Origin of the sequence: Catenovulum agarivorans DS-2, from assembly GCF_000568405.1 — a bacterium.
Taxonomy (GTDB): Bacteria; Pseudomonadota; Gammaproteobacteria; order Enterobacterales; family Alteromonadaceae; genus Catenovulum; species Catenovulum agarivorans_A.
Map to the genome: position 1 here is coordinate 17,065 of NZ_ARZY01000002.1, position 13,917 is coordinate 30,981.

Annotated in this window: 16 protein-coding genes and 1 tRNA gene; 9 read left to right on the plus strand and 8 right to left on the minus strand. The window is 40.9% G+C overall.

Features of this window, described 5'->3' with window-relative positions; all coding sequences use genetic code 11:
* Positions 1–36 precede the first annotated feature (36 nt).
* The 3 genes from nadA to DS2_RS01715 all read left to right on the plus strand — a co-directional run bounded on the left by nadA (position 37) and on the right by DS2_RS01715 (position 2,378).
* On the plus strand, positions 37–1,101 hold the full coding sequence (nadA, locus tag DS2_RS01705) for a quinolinate synthase NadA (RefSeq protein ID WP_035012897.1): 1,065 nt from the start codon (positions 37–39) through the stop codon (positions 1,099–1,101).
* A gap of 120 nt (positions 1,102–1,221) precedes the next feature.
* Positions 1,222–1,312, plus strand: a tRNA-Ser gene (locus DS2_RS01710).
* A gap of 217 nt (positions 1,313–1,529) precedes the next feature.
* The gene (locus DS2_RS01715; protein WP_035012898.1) at positions 1,530–2,378 is read left to right on the plus strand and encodes a transporter substrate-binding domain-containing protein; all 849 of its coding nucleotides are present in this window, start codon (positions 1,530–1,532) and stop codon (positions 2,376–2,378) included.
* A gap of 799 nt (positions 2,379–3,177) precedes the next feature.
* On the opposite strand, the gene folA is transcribed toward DS2_RS01715, so the two are convergent.
* From folA to rplU, 4 genes are all read right to left on the minus strand, one after another.
* A complete protein-coding gene (gene folA, locus DS2_RS01720) occupies positions 3,178–3,678 on the minus strand; it encodes a type 3 dihydrofolate reductase (protein WP_035012899.1) in 501 nt (166 codons plus the stop codon).
* Between the two features lie 11 nt (positions 3,679–3,689).
* The gene (cgtA, locus tag DS2_RS01725) at positions 3,690–4,856 is read right to left on the minus strand and encodes an Obg family GTPase CgtA (protein ID WP_035012900.1); all 1,167 of its coding nucleotides are present in this window, start codon (positions 4,854–4,856) and stop codon (positions 3,690–3,692) included.
* Positions 4,857–5,017: 161 nt separating this feature from the next.
* Positions 5,018–5,275, minus strand: a complete 258-nt coding sequence (gene rpmA, locus DS2_RS01730; protein WP_035012902.1) for a 50S ribosomal protein L27 — start codon at positions 5,273–5,275, stop codon at positions 5,018–5,020.
* Positions 5,276–5,292: 17 nt separating this feature from the next.
* Positions 5,293–5,604 (minus strand): 50S ribosomal protein L21, encoded by a 312-nt coding sequence (gene rplU, locus DS2_RS01735; RefSeq protein WP_016955498.1) that lies wholly within the window; start codon positions 5,602–5,604, stop codon positions 5,293–5,295.
* Positions 5,605–5,854: 250 nt separating this feature from the next.
* Between rplU and ispB the strand changes: the two genes are divergently transcribed.
* Positions 5,855–6,826: an octaprenyl diphosphate synthase gene (gene ispB, locus DS2_RS01740; protein WP_035012903.1), complete on the plus strand. Its 972-nt coding sequence runs from the start codon at positions 5,855–5,857 to the stop codon at positions 6,824–6,826.
* Between the two features lie 35 nt (positions 6,827–6,861).
* Here the strand turns inward: ispB and DS2_RS01745 are convergent, their stop codons facing one another.
* Positions 6,862–7,710 carry a DNA ligase gene (locus DS2_RS01745; protein ID WP_051479517.1) on the minus strand — a complete coding sequence of 283 codons (849 nt, stop codon included), beginning with the start codon at positions 7,708–7,710 and terminating at the stop codon, positions 6,862–6,864.
* Positions 7,711–7,756: 46 nt separating this feature from the next.
* On the minus strand, positions 7,757–8,275 hold the full coding sequence (locus DS2_RS01750) for a retropepsin-like aspartic protease family protein (RefSeq protein ID WP_235188519.1): 519 nt from the start codon (positions 8,273–8,275) through the stop codon (positions 7,757–7,759).
* A 1-nt stretch (position 8,276) separates the two neighbouring features.
* Here DS2_RS01750 and ampD point away from each other — a divergent pair, with 1 nt between their 5' ends.
* The 5 genes from ampD (at position 8,277) to DS2_RS19560 (ending at position 11,525) form a co-directional block, all read left to right on the plus strand.
* Positions 8,277–8,849, plus strand: a complete 573-nt coding sequence (gene ampD, locus DS2_RS01755; protein ID WP_051479518.1) for a 1,6-anhydro-N-acetylmuramyl-L-alanine amidase AmpD — start codon at positions 8,277–8,279, stop codon at positions 8,847–8,849.
* Positions 8,846–9,685, plus strand: a complete 840-nt coding sequence (ampE, locus tag DS2_RS01760; RefSeq protein ID WP_035012904.1) for a beta-lactamase regulator AmpE — start codon at positions 8,846–8,848, stop codon at positions 9,683–9,685. Before ampD ends, ampE begins: the two co-directional genes overlap by 4 nt.
* A gap of 13 nt (positions 9,686–9,698) precedes the next feature.
* Positions 9,699–10,166, plus strand: coding sequence for a transcriptional regulator ArgR (argR, locus tag DS2_RS01765; protein WP_035013023.1), 468 nt, complete (start codon positions 9,699–9,701; stop codon positions 10,164–10,166).
* A gap of 110 nt (positions 10,167–10,276) precedes the next feature.
* Positions 10,277–10,807 carry a DinB family protein gene (locus DS2_RS20385; protein WP_035012905.1) on the plus strand — a complete coding sequence of 177 codons (531 nt, stop codon included), beginning with the start codon at positions 10,277–10,279 and terminating at the stop codon, positions 10,805–10,807.
* Complete coding sequence (locus tag DS2_RS19560) at positions 10,776–11,525, plus strand: NRDE family protein (protein ID WP_081754147.1); 750 nt, start codon at positions 10,776–10,778, stop codon at positions 11,523–11,525. Before DS2_RS20385 ends, DS2_RS19560 begins: the two co-directional genes overlap by 32 nt.
* Here the strand turns inward: DS2_RS19560 and DS2_RS01780 are convergent.
* Positions 11,508–13,253, minus strand: a complete 1,746-nt coding sequence (locus DS2_RS01780; RefSeq protein WP_051479520.1) for a lysophospholipid acyltransferase family protein — start codon at positions 13,251–13,253, stop codon at positions 11,508–11,510. The two genes, DS2_RS19560 and DS2_RS01780, sit on opposite strands and share 18 nt — an antisense overlap.
* Positions 13,246–13,878, minus strand: a complete 633-nt coding sequence (locus tag DS2_RS01785) for a DoxX family protein (protein WP_035012906.1) — start codon at positions 13,876–13,878, stop codon at positions 13,246–13,248. Before DS2_RS01785 ends, DS2_RS01780 begins: the two co-directional genes overlap by 8 nt.
* Positions 13,879–13,917: the final 39 nt, after the last annotated feature.

Sequence of the window (13,917 nt, forward strand, 5' to 3'; positions counted from 1 at the left end):
ATCTGCGGCAGTTTTAACTCAAAAATTTTAAGTTATATGTCGCAAATTGAACTTAACGCAGGTTATGAATTTAGTTTCCCTGCGAAACCTGAACCTTTATCTACTGAAGACAAAGCGCAATACAAAGAGCGTATTAAAAAGCTTCTAGCTGAAAAAGATGCTGTTTTGGTTGCGCATTATTATACAGATCCTGAAATTCAAGCCTTGGCTGAAGAAACAGGCGGATGTGTATCAGACTCTCTAGAAATGGCGCGTTTTGGGCGCGACCACCCAGCAAAAACACTGATTGTCGCGGGTGTTAAATTTATGGGTGAAACCGCAAAAATATTATCACCAGAAAAACGCGTGTTTATGCCAACACTAGAAGCAACCTGCTCGTTAGATTTAGGTTGTCCAGAAAAAGAATTTACCGAGTTTTGTGATGCGCATCCAGACCATACAGTTGTTGTTTATGCCAATACTTCGGCAGCTGTAAAAGCGCGAGCTGACTGGGTGGTAACTTCATCTATCGCATTGGAAATTGTTGAGCACTTAGATGCAGAAGGGCACAAAATTATATGGGGCCCAGACAAGCATTTAGGTTCGTACATAGAGCAACAAACTGGTGCTGAAATGCTTAAATGGAATGGCGCTTGTATCGTCCATGACGAGTTCAAAGCGAAACATTTGCGTGAGCTTAAATCTATGTATCCACAAGCTGCAGTGTTGGTTCATCCGGAATCGCCAGCTTCTGTTATTGAATTAGCAGATGCAGTAGGCTCAACCAGCCAATTGATTAAAGCAAGTCAAACACTTGAAAACGATATGTTTATTGTAGCGACCGACAAAGGTATTTTTTATAAAATGCAGCAATTGGCGCCACACAAAACATTTATTGAAGCACCAACTGGTGGTAATGGTGCAACATGTCGCAGTTGTGCGCATTGCCCGTGGATGGCGATGAATGGGCTTGTGGCCATAGAAAACGCATTAGTTGCAGACGACTTATCAGAGCATGAAATTTTTGTTGATGATAGTTTGCGTGAGCGAGCTCTACTTCCATTGGATCGGATGTTAAATTTTGCAGCTGAATTAAAAATGAAAGTAAAAGGCAACGCCTAATTCACCTAATTAAAGTTACATTGGTGTTTTAATCGCCATTTAGTTGCAATTTAACAAACAATGCTTGCTAATCTGGGCTGATTTCCCTATTATTCAGCCCGCTTTGTAAAAGCTCTATGCGGTGAGGTGGCTGAGCGGCTGAAAGCGCACGACTGGAACTCGTGTATACGTTAATCGCGTATCGAGGGTTCAAATCCCTCCCTCACCGCCATTTCTTCTTTTTGACCATTCCAGCCCGTTTTAGTCTCATTTTATCGTTTTTCCGTGTTTGTTACGCCATTTGATATTTTATTTTATTAAGAATTTGTTAATATCCATTGATGGTGGATGGCTGTCAACGTTTGTTTCCCACATTCACCCAAAAACATAATAAAAATAATATTTAAGCTATAGCTGGCTTCAACACATACACAAATGGAAGGTAAAATATGAAGAACCTAATGATTAGCCTAGCGTGCTGTATTGGTATTAGTTTACCCGTCTCGGCTGCTCAGGTGACTTTGAATGTTAATAATTCAGAGTCGATTAATAATATCTATCAATTGCAGTTATTAAAAGAGGCGCTTTCTCGCGACCCAAACAATCAGTATATAATTAATACCTCGCCGGTCGACCTCAATGAAGGGCAGATGGTTAACTACATTCAGTCGGGAGAAATGGATGTTATGTGGGGTGGAACTAATAATAAATATGAACAACTAATGGAGCCGATTCGTGTTCCTTTGTTTAAAGGGTTGTTGGGACACAGGTTATTTATTATCAGAAAGGGTGAACAACAAAGGTTCAATGGTATAGATTCGTTATCAGCACTAAGACAGTTTAAAGTAGGGCAGGGTCGCCAATGGGCTGATACCCAGGTACTTGAATCTGCAGGTTTAGACGTGGTCACAGCGATGAAATACGATGGATTATTTTATATGCTTGAAGGCGGTCGTTTTGACGCTTTTCCACGGGGAGTGCATGAACCTTTTGCTGAAGTATCAAAACACTCAGAGTTGAATTTAACAGTAGAAAAGAATTTATTGTTGGTTTATCCACTTGCGGCTTACTTCTTTGTCGCAAAAGACAACGCCAAGTTGGCGCAAACGATAGAAACAGGCTTGATGGAAATGATCGATGATGGTTCATTTGATAAGTTCTTTTATCAAAACCCTATGGTTGCACAAGCATTGGAAAATGCTCAATTAGCTAACCGCACAGTATTTAGAATTGATAATCCAAATATGCCACCCCTAACGCCTTACGATAATGAAAAGCTGTGGTTTAAGATTGAATAATAAATTGTGAGATTGGAAGAGTGAATGGTGGCGACCTCAGTCGCCACCCAAAGACATATCATCTAACCTTGATGAAGACTTGCCTGTCGTGTGTATCCCTAAAAGCACCTTTCGGTGTGTCCCAAATTAATTATTCTTTTTGTATTTTGCATCCAGCGGGATTCCACCCTATAGATCCTTAAAACCTCATCCTGAGCTATCCCTTTTTCCTTAGCGTCACTGCCATCTGCTCCATGCTAGCCAATTCCTTAGCTGTTGGTCCTTTTCGTCCTACTTCCAATAATCCTTAGTCCTAAGTGTATCCTTGGTGCTATCCTAAGCTATATTGTCCCTGCATCCTTAAATTCCATACCTTCCTGGTTGTCCACTCCGTTATCCATCCATTCCTACATAACATCAATACCATCCTGAGTATCGCAGTGTCCATACACCTTGTTTTCCAATTCCAATAGTGTAATGCCATTTACACTTTTTCCATCCTAGAAAACTAATATATCCATTTATTCCATTTATTCCATTTCCTGTTTTTTCCATGTCGCTCTGAACTTTGGGTGCGTCCGTTTTCCTAAGCAACGAGTGTTATATTACTTAGTTGACTGATGGTCTGGAATGCACTTTCCAAAAATTTATTTTGTTCATTTAATTTTAATTAGAATGATTTTTATAAAAAGGTATATAAATCAGTTCGTTAGGGGGTTTTCTGTCTCTAAAGAGACATAAAGTAGGGATAAGTCTTAAGGTTGTTGTGAGAAATGTCTTACAGGGAAAGTGCTAAATTGATATTTATACTTATACGCAGCTATTTGCTGCGCGTATAAGTATAAAATGTATGAGCTAGTGCGTTTTTATCGTCAACTATACCAGCTTCCTGTTCAACGAGTTGCCACTCGTTGCTATCTATTTGAGGAAAATAGGTATCTGCATCAACGCTTGTTTCAACCATTGTGATGTACAGTTTATTTGCATGTGGCAACATGCTTTGGTAAATGTGACCTCCACCAATCACAACAATCTCTTCAGCTGTAGCAACATGCTGCTTGGCAAGTTCTAAAGCATGTTCAACAGACGATGCTAATAAGACATCTGGGTGGGGACTTTGTTGTTGACGGCTGATCACAATATTTAGTCGACCAGGTAAAGGTCGACCGATTGAATCAAAAGTTTTTCTGCCCATAATAACAGGCTTGCCTAAAGTATTTTGTTTGAAAAACTTTAAGTCATTAGGCAAATGCCAAAGCAATTTATTGTCTTTGCCTATCGCTCGCTCTGGTGTCATTGCTGCGATCATTGAGATTATCATGCAAATCCTCATTATTTTTGGTAGATGACTTCTGGGCCATCTTCGTCATCGTCCCAATCGTCATCCCAATCATCATCGTCCCAATCTTCAGATTCCATTACACTGTCATGGTAGTTCTGCCATTTAAATTCAACTTGCTCTTCAGTTTTTTGTTCTTCCAAGCTAGGCAGTGGGTGTTCTAATAACCAGTCTCCCAATGTATTTACTAATTCTTGGGTGCCATTGCGTTCTGCAGCAGACATTGAGTAAATTGGACCTTGCCAATCTAATGCTGCAACAATTTCATCCATTTTGGCTTTGGCATCTTCTTCTAGCATTAGGTCTATTTTATTGAAAACTAACCAGCGTGGTTTTTCAGCTAATTCAGGGCTATATTTTGAGAGCTCATCAACTATGGTTACTGCATCTTCAATTGGATCTGATCCGTCAAAAGGTTCAATATCCACAATATGTAATAACACGCGGCAACGTTCTAAATGTTTTAAGAATCGAATACCAAGCCCTGCACCTTCTGATGCTCCTTCAATCAAACCCGGAATATCTGCCACAACAAAGCTGTTGCCAACACCTTGACGTACAACACCTAAATTTGGCACTAATGTGGTGAAAGGGTAGTTTGCAATTTTCGGTTTGGCGGCAGAAACTGCGCTAATAAAGGTTGATTTACCGGCATTTGGCATACCTAATAAGCCAACATCTGCTAGCAACATGAGCTCAAGTTTTAGTTGACGAACTTCACCAGGTGTACCTGGTGTTTTTTGTCTAGGTGCTCGGTTTACACTGCTTTTAAAGCGGGTATTACCTAAGCCGTGGAACCCACCTTTAGCAACCATTAATTTTTGTTCATGGTGCAATACTTCACCAATAACCTCACCCGTTTCTGCGTCTGTGGCGCGCGTACCGACAGGCACTTTTAAGTATTTGTCTTGACCACGACGACCTGTACAGTTTTTACTTTTACCGTTTTCGCCGCGTTCGGCTGCATGAAAACGTTCAAAACGATAGTCTATTAGGGTGTTGAGGCCTTCGTCGGCAATTAGATAAACATCGCCTCCATCGCCGCCGTCACCGCCGTCCGGGCCACCATTAGGAATGTATTTTTCACGACGAAAGCTGACACAGCCATTACCGCCATCACCAGCATCTACTTTTATTTCAACTTCATCGACAAAATTCATTGGTTACCTCTTGGTATATACCTTCAAACGCCAGCTTATTCAAATCTCTTCACGCTGCCTGCTTTATACATTTAGTTTAGTTGAGATTGGAATAAACTTGCGGAAATAAAACAAAAAACCCCGCCAGAGCGGGGTTTTTACATATTCAAATCGGTTTGGTCTTAAGCAGCTTCGATGCTTACAAATTTACGATTTTGAGGACCTTTAACTTCAAATTTTACTTTACCATCAGATAAAGCAAATAAAGTGTGGTCACGACCAATACCAACATTGTTACCCGCGTGGAACTTAGTACCACGTTGACGAACAAGGATGTTACCCGCTAGTACAGATTCACCACCGTAACGCTTAACACCTAAGCGTTTACTTTCTGAATCACGTCCGTTACGCGTACTACCTGCAGCCTTTTTATGTGCCATTGATTCAGTCTCCTAAATTAAGCGTTAATGCCAGTGATCTTAACTTCAGTGTACCACTGACGATGACCAGCTTGCTTGCGAGAATGCTTACGACGTCTGAATTTAACAATCGTTACTTTCTCACCACGACCGTGACCTACAACTTCTGCAGTCACTTTACCGCCATTTACATAAGGTGCGCCAATTTTGATGTCTTCGCCATTAGAGATTAACAATACATTGTCAAATTCAATAGAAGAACCAGCTTCTAATTCAACTTTCTCTAGGCGAACGGTTTGGCCCTCAGTTACACGGTGTTGTTTACCACCACTTTGGAAAACCGCGTACATATTCTACTCCGCTCACTATATAGACGTTAGCTAAACTAACGTACAAATCTTCAAAACAGGGCGCGAATTCTAAGGCAAAGCTTTTAAGATCGCAAGCCTAAAATAAGTTTAATTCGCTATTTATTCCACCACGGTAGATTAAAATTACTTATGTTGGGTAAATACCCTGATTAAAGGGCATATTTTATCAAAAAAAAAGTGTAAACTTAGCGCAAATTTTCACTCGAACCAGACAGTTTAGTTTTTATCAATGCAGCTAGAACAGATTAAGCAGTTAGCCAATGAAGATATGTTGGCGGTAAATAAAGTCATTGCCGACCAACTCCAAAGCGATGTCGCTTTAATTCAACAGTTAGGTTTTTATATCGTTAACAGTGGTGGTAAACGTATTCGGCCGCTTATTACAACTCTGGCTGCACGGGCGCTATCCTCGACTAACGACAGTCATATTACCTTAGCAGCGATTATCGAATTTATTCATACCGCTACTTTATTACATGATGATGTTGTCGACGAATCAGATAAGCGGCGTGGCCGCGACACCGCAAATGCTCTGTTTGGTAATTCTGCATCAGTTTTGGTTGGTGACTTCTTATATACACGTTCATTTCAAATGATGGTGTCGTTGAATGAAATGAAGGTGATGCAGATTTTGTCGGATGCAACTAATGTAATTGCAGAAGGCGAGGTTATGCAATTAATGAATTGTAATGACCCGAGTACAACTGAAGCTTCTTATATGGAAGTTATTTATTGTAAAACCGCCAAGTTATTTGAAGCAGCAACGCGCTTAGCGGCTGTATTGACCCAACAAGATGAAAAAACTGAGCAAGCTCTGGCAGATTATGGCTGTTATTTGGGAACAGCGTTTCAGCTAATGGATGATTGGTTGGACTATGCTGGTGAATCTGAAAGCTTAGGTAAAAATGTAGGTGATGATTTGGCAGAAGGGAAACCGACATTACCACTTATCCATTCAATGCAGCATGCGGAAGCAAAAGATGCTGAGTTAATCAAAAATGTGATAGAGCACGGGGATGGGTTAGCCCATTTGGACGCGGTATTATCCATTATCAAACAAACTGAGTCGTTAGACTATACCTATCAGCAAGCTGAAAAACATGCGCAAATGGCTGTTGATGCGTTAGCTGTATTGGCTGATTCACCATATAAACAGGCGTTAGAATCATTAGCCTGGTTGTCGGTAAGGCGGGCTAATTAAGTTTAGTTAACCCGCTTGAATATGGCGATTGTGTTTTAGTGGCGACGAATTCGCAAAAAAACTGCAAATCTAGGTAGTCCATTTTTAGTAAAACCAGTGTATTTGTAGGTAATTATACTCCCTATTTTGGGTGGGTTTTTTCGCTCAGCGTAAGATAACCCACTGCCTATTTTGAAACGTTTGCCTGTTTTCAGGTCTTCAACCACCAGTGCACCAACCACATTGCTAAAGCGCCCTTTACCTTGAATATGGCCGACTACGGTAGCTTCGGCATCTTCAAATCGTTTGACCTTTATTAAATCGTCACTGCGCTTACCTTGATAGAAAGAAGAAGCTTTATGCAGCATTAGGCCTTCTGCTCCCTGTTGAACATATTGATCCAATAGATTTTGCAGTTGCTGGTGGTTAGCAACAGTAAACTGTTTAACAATGGTGATGGGACTGTGTGTGCTGTGTTGTTTTGCAAATTCAGTCATGCGCTGGTAGCGGGCAGAAAAAGGCAGGTTAAGTTGAGGAAAATCAAAAACCATAAATTTAACTTCGGCCCAGCGGTTATCTTGTGGATCATGAATGATGGAAAGCAACCGAGCAAATTGCTCACGTGCTAACCATAACTCCCCATCTAATGGAAAATCGGGCAAATGTTTTACAAAATATTTTGGGGGGATAATTTGATTGCCTTGGCGAGTCCATAATTTTTTACCGTCCCAATACGCTCGCACCCCATCATATTTTTCGCTGACTAGGTAGTCTGCAACATTTATTTGTTGCGAATATTTTTCTGCTAGCATTAGATCGATAGGCTCTGCGAAGCCGCGGCTGCTAAAAAGAACCAGCAGCATGAATTTAGTAACAAATGCAGAAAAAATAGTCGGGATTTGCATAGAACACTCCATGTTCAAAATAGTTAATAGTTAATGGTTTGGTTAGTTATTTGTATTGGCGCAAAGTTAATACATTGCCTCTTTGGCTAAACTCAATACGTTTTAATGCGCTCATCCCAAGTAAAATCGAATCTTGGTGCATGTGGGGATTAATATTTGCCTTAACATTATACAAAGTAATATCGGCAATCTCTAAACGATCTATTACTGTACTATACACGGTGACCGTACCATTCGCCGTGCCAACGGGAAAGCTGTTGCCATAGTTTAGGTTGAGGTCGCGAGCAATGTGCTCAGGAATAGAGACATGCGTTGCGCCTGTATCCAGTAAAAAGGTGACAGTTTGGCCATTTATTCTGCCATTGGTCACATAATGGCCATGTCGATTGCGAATGAGCTCAACTTCTACGGCACCTTGTCCGGTATAATGACTTGAAGGGTTTTGATTCGGGTTTTCTTTTTTGTTTAAATAGCCTTCAAACCAATAGGTTAATAAAAAGAATGCAATGATCCATGCGGCATAGTTCATCCATTTGCCGGTTTTTTGATTTAAATCTGGTTCCACTATGACTCAACCTCAATCTTCGTCTGACAGACATGATATTTTAACTGACGCCGTTTTTAAACCTTCAAAATTTTTTAATACTCGGCCTGATAATATTGATATCGATTTATTGGTTATTCATTGTATTTCGTTGCCCGAAGGCGAATATGGATTGCCCTATATTGAAGATCTGTTTCTGGGATGTTTGGATTGTAATCAACATGCTAGTTTTGCCGACCTAGTCGGATTGGAAGTCTCGGCACATTTTTTCATTAAGCGAAATGGTGAGATTATACAATTTGTCCCAATGGACTTAAGGGCATGGCATGCTGGAGTTTCCAAATTTGATGGGCGTAGCAATTGTAATGATTTTTCAATTGGCATAGAGTTAGAAGGCACGGATAAATCTGAGTTTACCCAACTCCAATACCAAGCATTGGTAAAAACTACAGGACAAATCATGCGGTTATATCCTAAAATAACCCCCGAACGAATCGTCGGTCATAGTGATATCGCACCTGGCCGAAAAACTGATCCAGGTATAGGTTTTAATTGGGGTCACTACAAACAACAATTGGCCAAGGAACTATTATGACATTGTTAAGTATCATTATTGTAGTCGTGTTGGAACGTTTGGTTAGAGTGGAGGAGCAATTCCACTACCGACATTATTTTAATTGGTATAAAGAAAAATTTAGCCAAAATTTCACACAGTCAGAATCGATGTCGGCTGAAGTGTTCATCCTAATCTGGCTCGCTATTCCGTGCTTACTGGTTAGCGTTTTACTGTCGCTATTGGGTGATGGCATTTTATCACTGGTATTAAATTGTTTCATTTTATTCGTCTGTTATGGTTGTCCACAACATAGGCGTTGTTACCGACAATATTTGGAGGCCGCCTGCAGAGGTGACCAACAAGCATGTTATGAATACTCGTTGCAACTAGGCCAGCAGGTTACCGAAGAAAGTAAAAGTGAAACCTTAGGACAAACTTTAGTTTGGATTAACTTTAGACATTACTTTAGTGTTATTTTTTGGTTTGTTGCATTAGGCGCACCAGGTGCCTTGTTATATGTATTTGCTCGAAATTTAGCTAAAGTGTCAGCAACAGAAGAAAATTTTGCATGGTTAAAAGAAGCAAGTGAACGTTTGTTGGCTATTTTAGTTTGGCTGCCAGTGCGAATATCTGGTTTTGCGATATTGTTTGTTGGCCACTTCTCAAAGGCGTTGCCAGTTTGGATGTCAGGCGTTGCTCAGTGTAAGGAGTCTGCTCGAGGTTATTTAGCGCGTATTGCTAAAGCCGCAGAGGATGTTTATTCACCTGAAGATGATCACTTAACTGAACCTTGTGTGATGTTAAAATTGGCTAAGCGTGCATTTTTATTTCAGCTCAGTGTGATAGCTGTACTGACATTGTCTGGTGTTATTTAAAGGTAGTTGTCGTTTGAACCAAACAGAAAAACAAGACGCTTTATTAAAAGCATTTAAAACTTTATTAAGAGAACAAAGTTTTTCTTCTCAAGCTGATATTGTTGAAGCGCTCAAAGCCGAAGGATTTGACAATATCAGTCAGTCTAAAGTTTCACGGCTGTTAAGCCGCTTTGGTGCAGTGCGCACCCGCAATGCATTGCAAGAGATGGTGTATTGTTTACCGCCTGAATTGGGGGTGCCGACAACAGACAGCCCGCTTAAACAGTTGGTGCTAGAGGTTAGCCACAACCAAGCGATGATTATTGTGAGAACGACCCCAGGAGCAGCGCAGCTGATTGCACGTATGTTAGATTCTTTGAATAAGTCGCACGGTGTTCTGGGCACAATTGCGGGTGACGATACGATTTTTATTGCACCTGTTGATACTTCGGTGATTGAAAATACCTGTGAGCAAATCGAACACTTCTTTGAAACGGTATAGTGCTTTAGCATTGCTGGTAAAGGATGCTTACGGTTACAAATTCATAGGCAGGTGAAAGTTTAATTCAATTGTCGCGGTCTATTATTCGAACGTTATCAAAGGATAATAATATGCTTGAATATTGTCGCAGCGTCATCCAACAAATTGTGTCGGTATTGCACTGTTTAACCGATGAAGAGTATGTTTACTCTGCTCACAACCACTCGAGTATAGGTGCACATATACGGCATATATACGATCATTTTAATGCATTAATTGCCGTTGTTGATACAGGCGTTGCAGACTATAGTCAGCGTAGTAGAGGCAGTCAGTTGGAATGTGACCGTCTATACGCATCCGCTCAATTTAACCAACTGCCCGCTGCATTGAATCACCTGATGCTTACACTTGCAGATAAACCGAATTTTCGGCTTATCCCGGAGACTCAAGCATTATTGGCTGGGCAGCCATTTATTGCCACCAACCTGCACCGAGAGTTATTGTTTGTTACAAGCCATGCAATTCATCATTTAGCGCTGATCAAAAATCAATGTCAGCCAGATCATGCAATTCACCATATCGAATATTTAGGGTACGCGCCTTCAACCATTCAATCGCTAAAATCTTGCAATGTGCACACTGACCTGGCAACAAACCCTTAGCGGCTACCGGCTTTTATTCACTCGGGACGAACAACGTACACGCGAGTTGGCTGAGTTACCCATATTTGACGAAGTACGCCAAGCAATTTATCCAATTGACCCACAAGGGCAGGGGACCTGGATTGCAACCAACCAAAATGGAGAAACTTGGTGTTTGCTCAATTTGTATCAGAAAAACCAAGCTGCGGAATTGGGTTATTCAGCAACGTCTGCTCGCAAACAGAAGTTGTTAAGCAGAGGGCAAATTATCTTGGCGTGTTTATCAGCACAAACAGATATGAGTTTGCCGAGGCTGCAAGATTATTGCGGTAAATATAAATTTTCGCCGTTTACCCTGTGTTATTTTCCAAAGGTGTTAACACCGCAAAACTGGCAGCCTATTTATTGGCAATGGGATGGCATACAAGTAACAGCACAACAACTGCCCAATATGTTTACCTCATCAGGTAAAGCTTTTACAAAGGTATTAAGCCACCGCCAAGCCGTTTTTAGTCAATTTAGTCGGCAACAGAGCAATGATTATTTATGGCAGTTTCACACAAGCCATCAGCCAAGCAAAAGTCACACAAGTGTATGTATGCACAGAGCCGATGCCAAAAGTGTCAGTATCACTGAGGTGACATCGAGTACAACTGTTCAACAAATGAAATACTGGAACACTTCACCATGCCAGGCCCAATACAGCAAACCAACCGCGAGATTAATCATTAACCGCTGAGTTGAGGTAATTTTGCCATCCTTGACCCAAGTAAAGTTTTAACCACTTTTGCTCAGTAGCTGGCAAGTGGACTTTTAGCAGCAGTCCAGGTGTTTGGGCAAATTGACTGTCGATCGCCAACGAGATGAACTGAGCGCCAAGTTGGTGGTATTGTTTTACCAATACTGGCAAACCTTTCTTGTCAGGCTCAATTTGTTGAATAAGCCAATCTAAGGTGGCTATATCTGGCTTATATTGCTCAATAAAAGCTGTTAGCAAAGGTAATTGTGGGTGAGTAAACTTAGATTTGGCGAGGGCTGAATTATCTGGTTGTTTTACTAAAAACTGCTCGATTAAATATACGCTTAATGGACTGTAACACCGGCTCAAAGAGACTGTGCCGTATAAGGTTTGGTATTGTGGATATTTGCAAACAAAACGACCTATCCCTTTAAAAAGTAATAATAATGCATGATGACTGCGTTGATATTCGGAGACGATAAACGAGCGACCCATTTCTAAACAAGGTGACTGTTTTCCAACAAAGGTTGTCGAAAAATCAAACATCTGTGTTAGGTAAGTTGGGGAAACTCGGTCGGTTTGGCCCATTCTATAAGCTCCAATAATTTGCTGTTTTTGTTGGTCAAAAATAAACAAATGTTGGTAACTAAAGTCAAAATCATCACCATCTTCGGGTTGGCCACTGCCTTCTTGCCAATCTCGAAATGTTTTCTCCCGTAAGCGACGAATTTCTGCAACACATGTTGGGATTTGTCCGCCATGTGCATGTAAAACTAACCAGTTTTTGTAACTAAGCAAAACTTGGTGTTTGGCAATTGTCGCCACTTCACTTGCCATAGTGTCACCATCACTCGCTGGTGCTAAAGCTTGTTGTTCTGCTTGGGCCTGCTGTGGCCAAGTTTGTTGGCCAATATGAGGTTGAAGGTAGGTCAACAACTTTATCAGTGCACTTTGCTGATCTAGATTTGAGCTAGGTAAGTTGGCGACATCAAGCTGATTTCCAATTGTCATTGTTATTTGTTTGTCCTTTGACGCGAGCATTTCTCTAACTAACATAAGTAAGCGAAAACGAAAATAAACTCTACCAAAAAAATAAAATCTTTTACGATTACTTGCCTGAATATGCACAGGTAATATATCGGCATTGTGTTTTTGCGCAAGCTTCACAAAACTGCGGTTCCATGGGTGATCATAAATGCCAGTCTTGTCTGCTTGATAGTAGCTAACTCGACCCGCGGGGAAGACCACCAAAATACCATGTTTGACTAAATGTTGTTCGCATTGTCTCAACGAAGTAACGTTTCCTCGAGCGCCTGCTTTCAATGGGTTGGTAAAGATAAAGTATTGATGGAGCGGTTTAAACAGCGATAAGCCAACATTCGCAAGAACTTTTACATTGGCTGAATATTGCAGGAGTTGCTTGAGCAAAACAACGCCGTCAACACCACCTAGCGGGTGGTTGGCAACGATAATCAGCGGTCGATTACCGTTTGTCAGTTCGCGTACGTTTTCACCAAAATTATCGCTGATTTTAAGCTTAAATAGCTCCACAAAGGCTTGTAAAAAATCAGGGCCAGATAGCTGGGCAAAGCCGTGCTGTTGATATAGTTGATTGAGCTTTTTAATGCCGAGTAGTTTGTCGAGCAATTGAATTAAGAGCTTTTTGCTTCTACCTTGTGCAGAAGCAAAAAATTGCCCAATTGATAATTGTTCTGTTGAATCATTCATGTTTGTTGATGGCTAGGTGTTTAACCCAATAGTCGAAACTGGTATAGCGACCACCGCCAGTAAATAATAGTACAAGCAACATAATAAAATAGGTCGCGGCAAATTCAATTCCGTTGTTTAAGATAACAAAATTGCCACTGCTGGTTAACCAATCGTAGTGGCCATGGGTTTGTAGTAAACTTTTTGCCGCAGTGAGCTTTTCTTGTGATTGAATGATCGACTCGTTCAGTAATAAAGTACCATCGGCCAACCAACTGCTGCTGTCTGCTATCGCTAACCATCCATGTTGCCAGTGAACAGTTGCCATCGCAATTATCATAGTGATCATTAGAGGAATGCTAATTAAACGCGTGAGTGCGCCAAATAATAATAGTATGCCACCGACTAGCTCTGCGCTGGTTGCCAGAAAAGCCATTAACCCTGGTAAAGGTAAACCAAGCCCCCATTCTGCGTCGCCAAACCATTGAACAATATTGTCAAAACTTTGATATTTAGTCCAACCTGCTTGAATCATGACTGGCGCTAAGTACAGCCTTAGCAGCAATGGCGCAATGCCATCTGCATATTGTAGTTTGCACAGACTACATTGGTAAAGTTGAATAAGTTTGCATAGGTGTTGCTTCATTAGTGTTCTCAGCTCTTTAAAGTCTTGCTTGCATATGTA

Bases quoted from the DNA above. Each gene is read 5' to 3' on its own strand.
- folA (WP_035012899.1), bottom strand. From the start codon at position 3,678: ATGATAATCTCAATGATCGCAGCAATGACACCAGAGCGAGCGATAGGC.
- ampD (WP_051479518.1), top strand. From the start codon at position 8,277: ATGACTCAACCTCAATCTTCGTCTGACAGACATGATATTTTAACTGAC.
- DS2_RS01715 (WP_035012898.1), top strand. From the start codon at position 1,530: ATGAAGAACCTAATGATTAGCCTAGCGTGCTGTATTGGTATTAGTTTA.
- nadA (WP_035012897.1), top strand. From the start codon at position 37: ATGTCGCAAATTGAACTTAACGCAGGTTATGAATTTAGTTTCCCTGCG.
- DS2_RS01780 (WP_051479520.1), bottom strand. From the start codon at position 13,253: ATGAATGATTCAACAGAACAATTATCAATTGGGCAATTTTTTGCTTCT.
- rplU (WP_016955498.1), bottom strand. From the start codon at position 5,604: ATGTACGCGGTTTTCCAAAGTGGTGGTAAACAACACCGTGTAACTGAG.
- DS2_RS01785 (WP_035012906.1), bottom strand. From the start codon at position 13,878: ATGAAGCAACACCTATGCAAACTTATTCAACTTTACCAATGTAGTCTG.
- ispB (WP_035012903.1), top strand. From the start codon at position 5,855: ATGCAGCTAGAACAGATTAAGCAGTTAGCCAATGAAGATATGTTGGCG.
- DS2_RS01745 (WP_051479517.1), bottom strand. From the start codon at position 7,710: ATGCAAATCCCGACTATTTTTTCTGCATTTGTTACTAAATTCATGCTG.
- rpmA (WP_035012902.1), bottom strand. From the start codon at position 5,275: ATGGCACATAAAAAGGCTGCAGGTAGTACGCGTAACGGACGTGATTCA.
- cgtA (WP_035012900.1), bottom strand. From the start codon at position 4,856: ATGAATTTTGTCGATGAAGTTGAAATAAAAGTAGATGCTGGTGATGGC.
- DS2_RS19560 (WP_081754147.1), top strand. From the start codon at position 10,776: ATGTGCACACTGACCTGGCAACAAACCCTTAGCGGCTACCGGCTTTTA.
- DS2_RS20385 (WP_035012905.1), top strand. From the start codon at position 10,277: ATGCTTGAATATTGTCGCAGCGTCATCCAACAAATTGTGTCGGTATTG.
- ampE (WP_035012904.1), top strand. From the start codon at position 8,846: ATGACATTGTTAAGTATCATTATTGTAGTCGTGTTGGAACGTTTGGTT.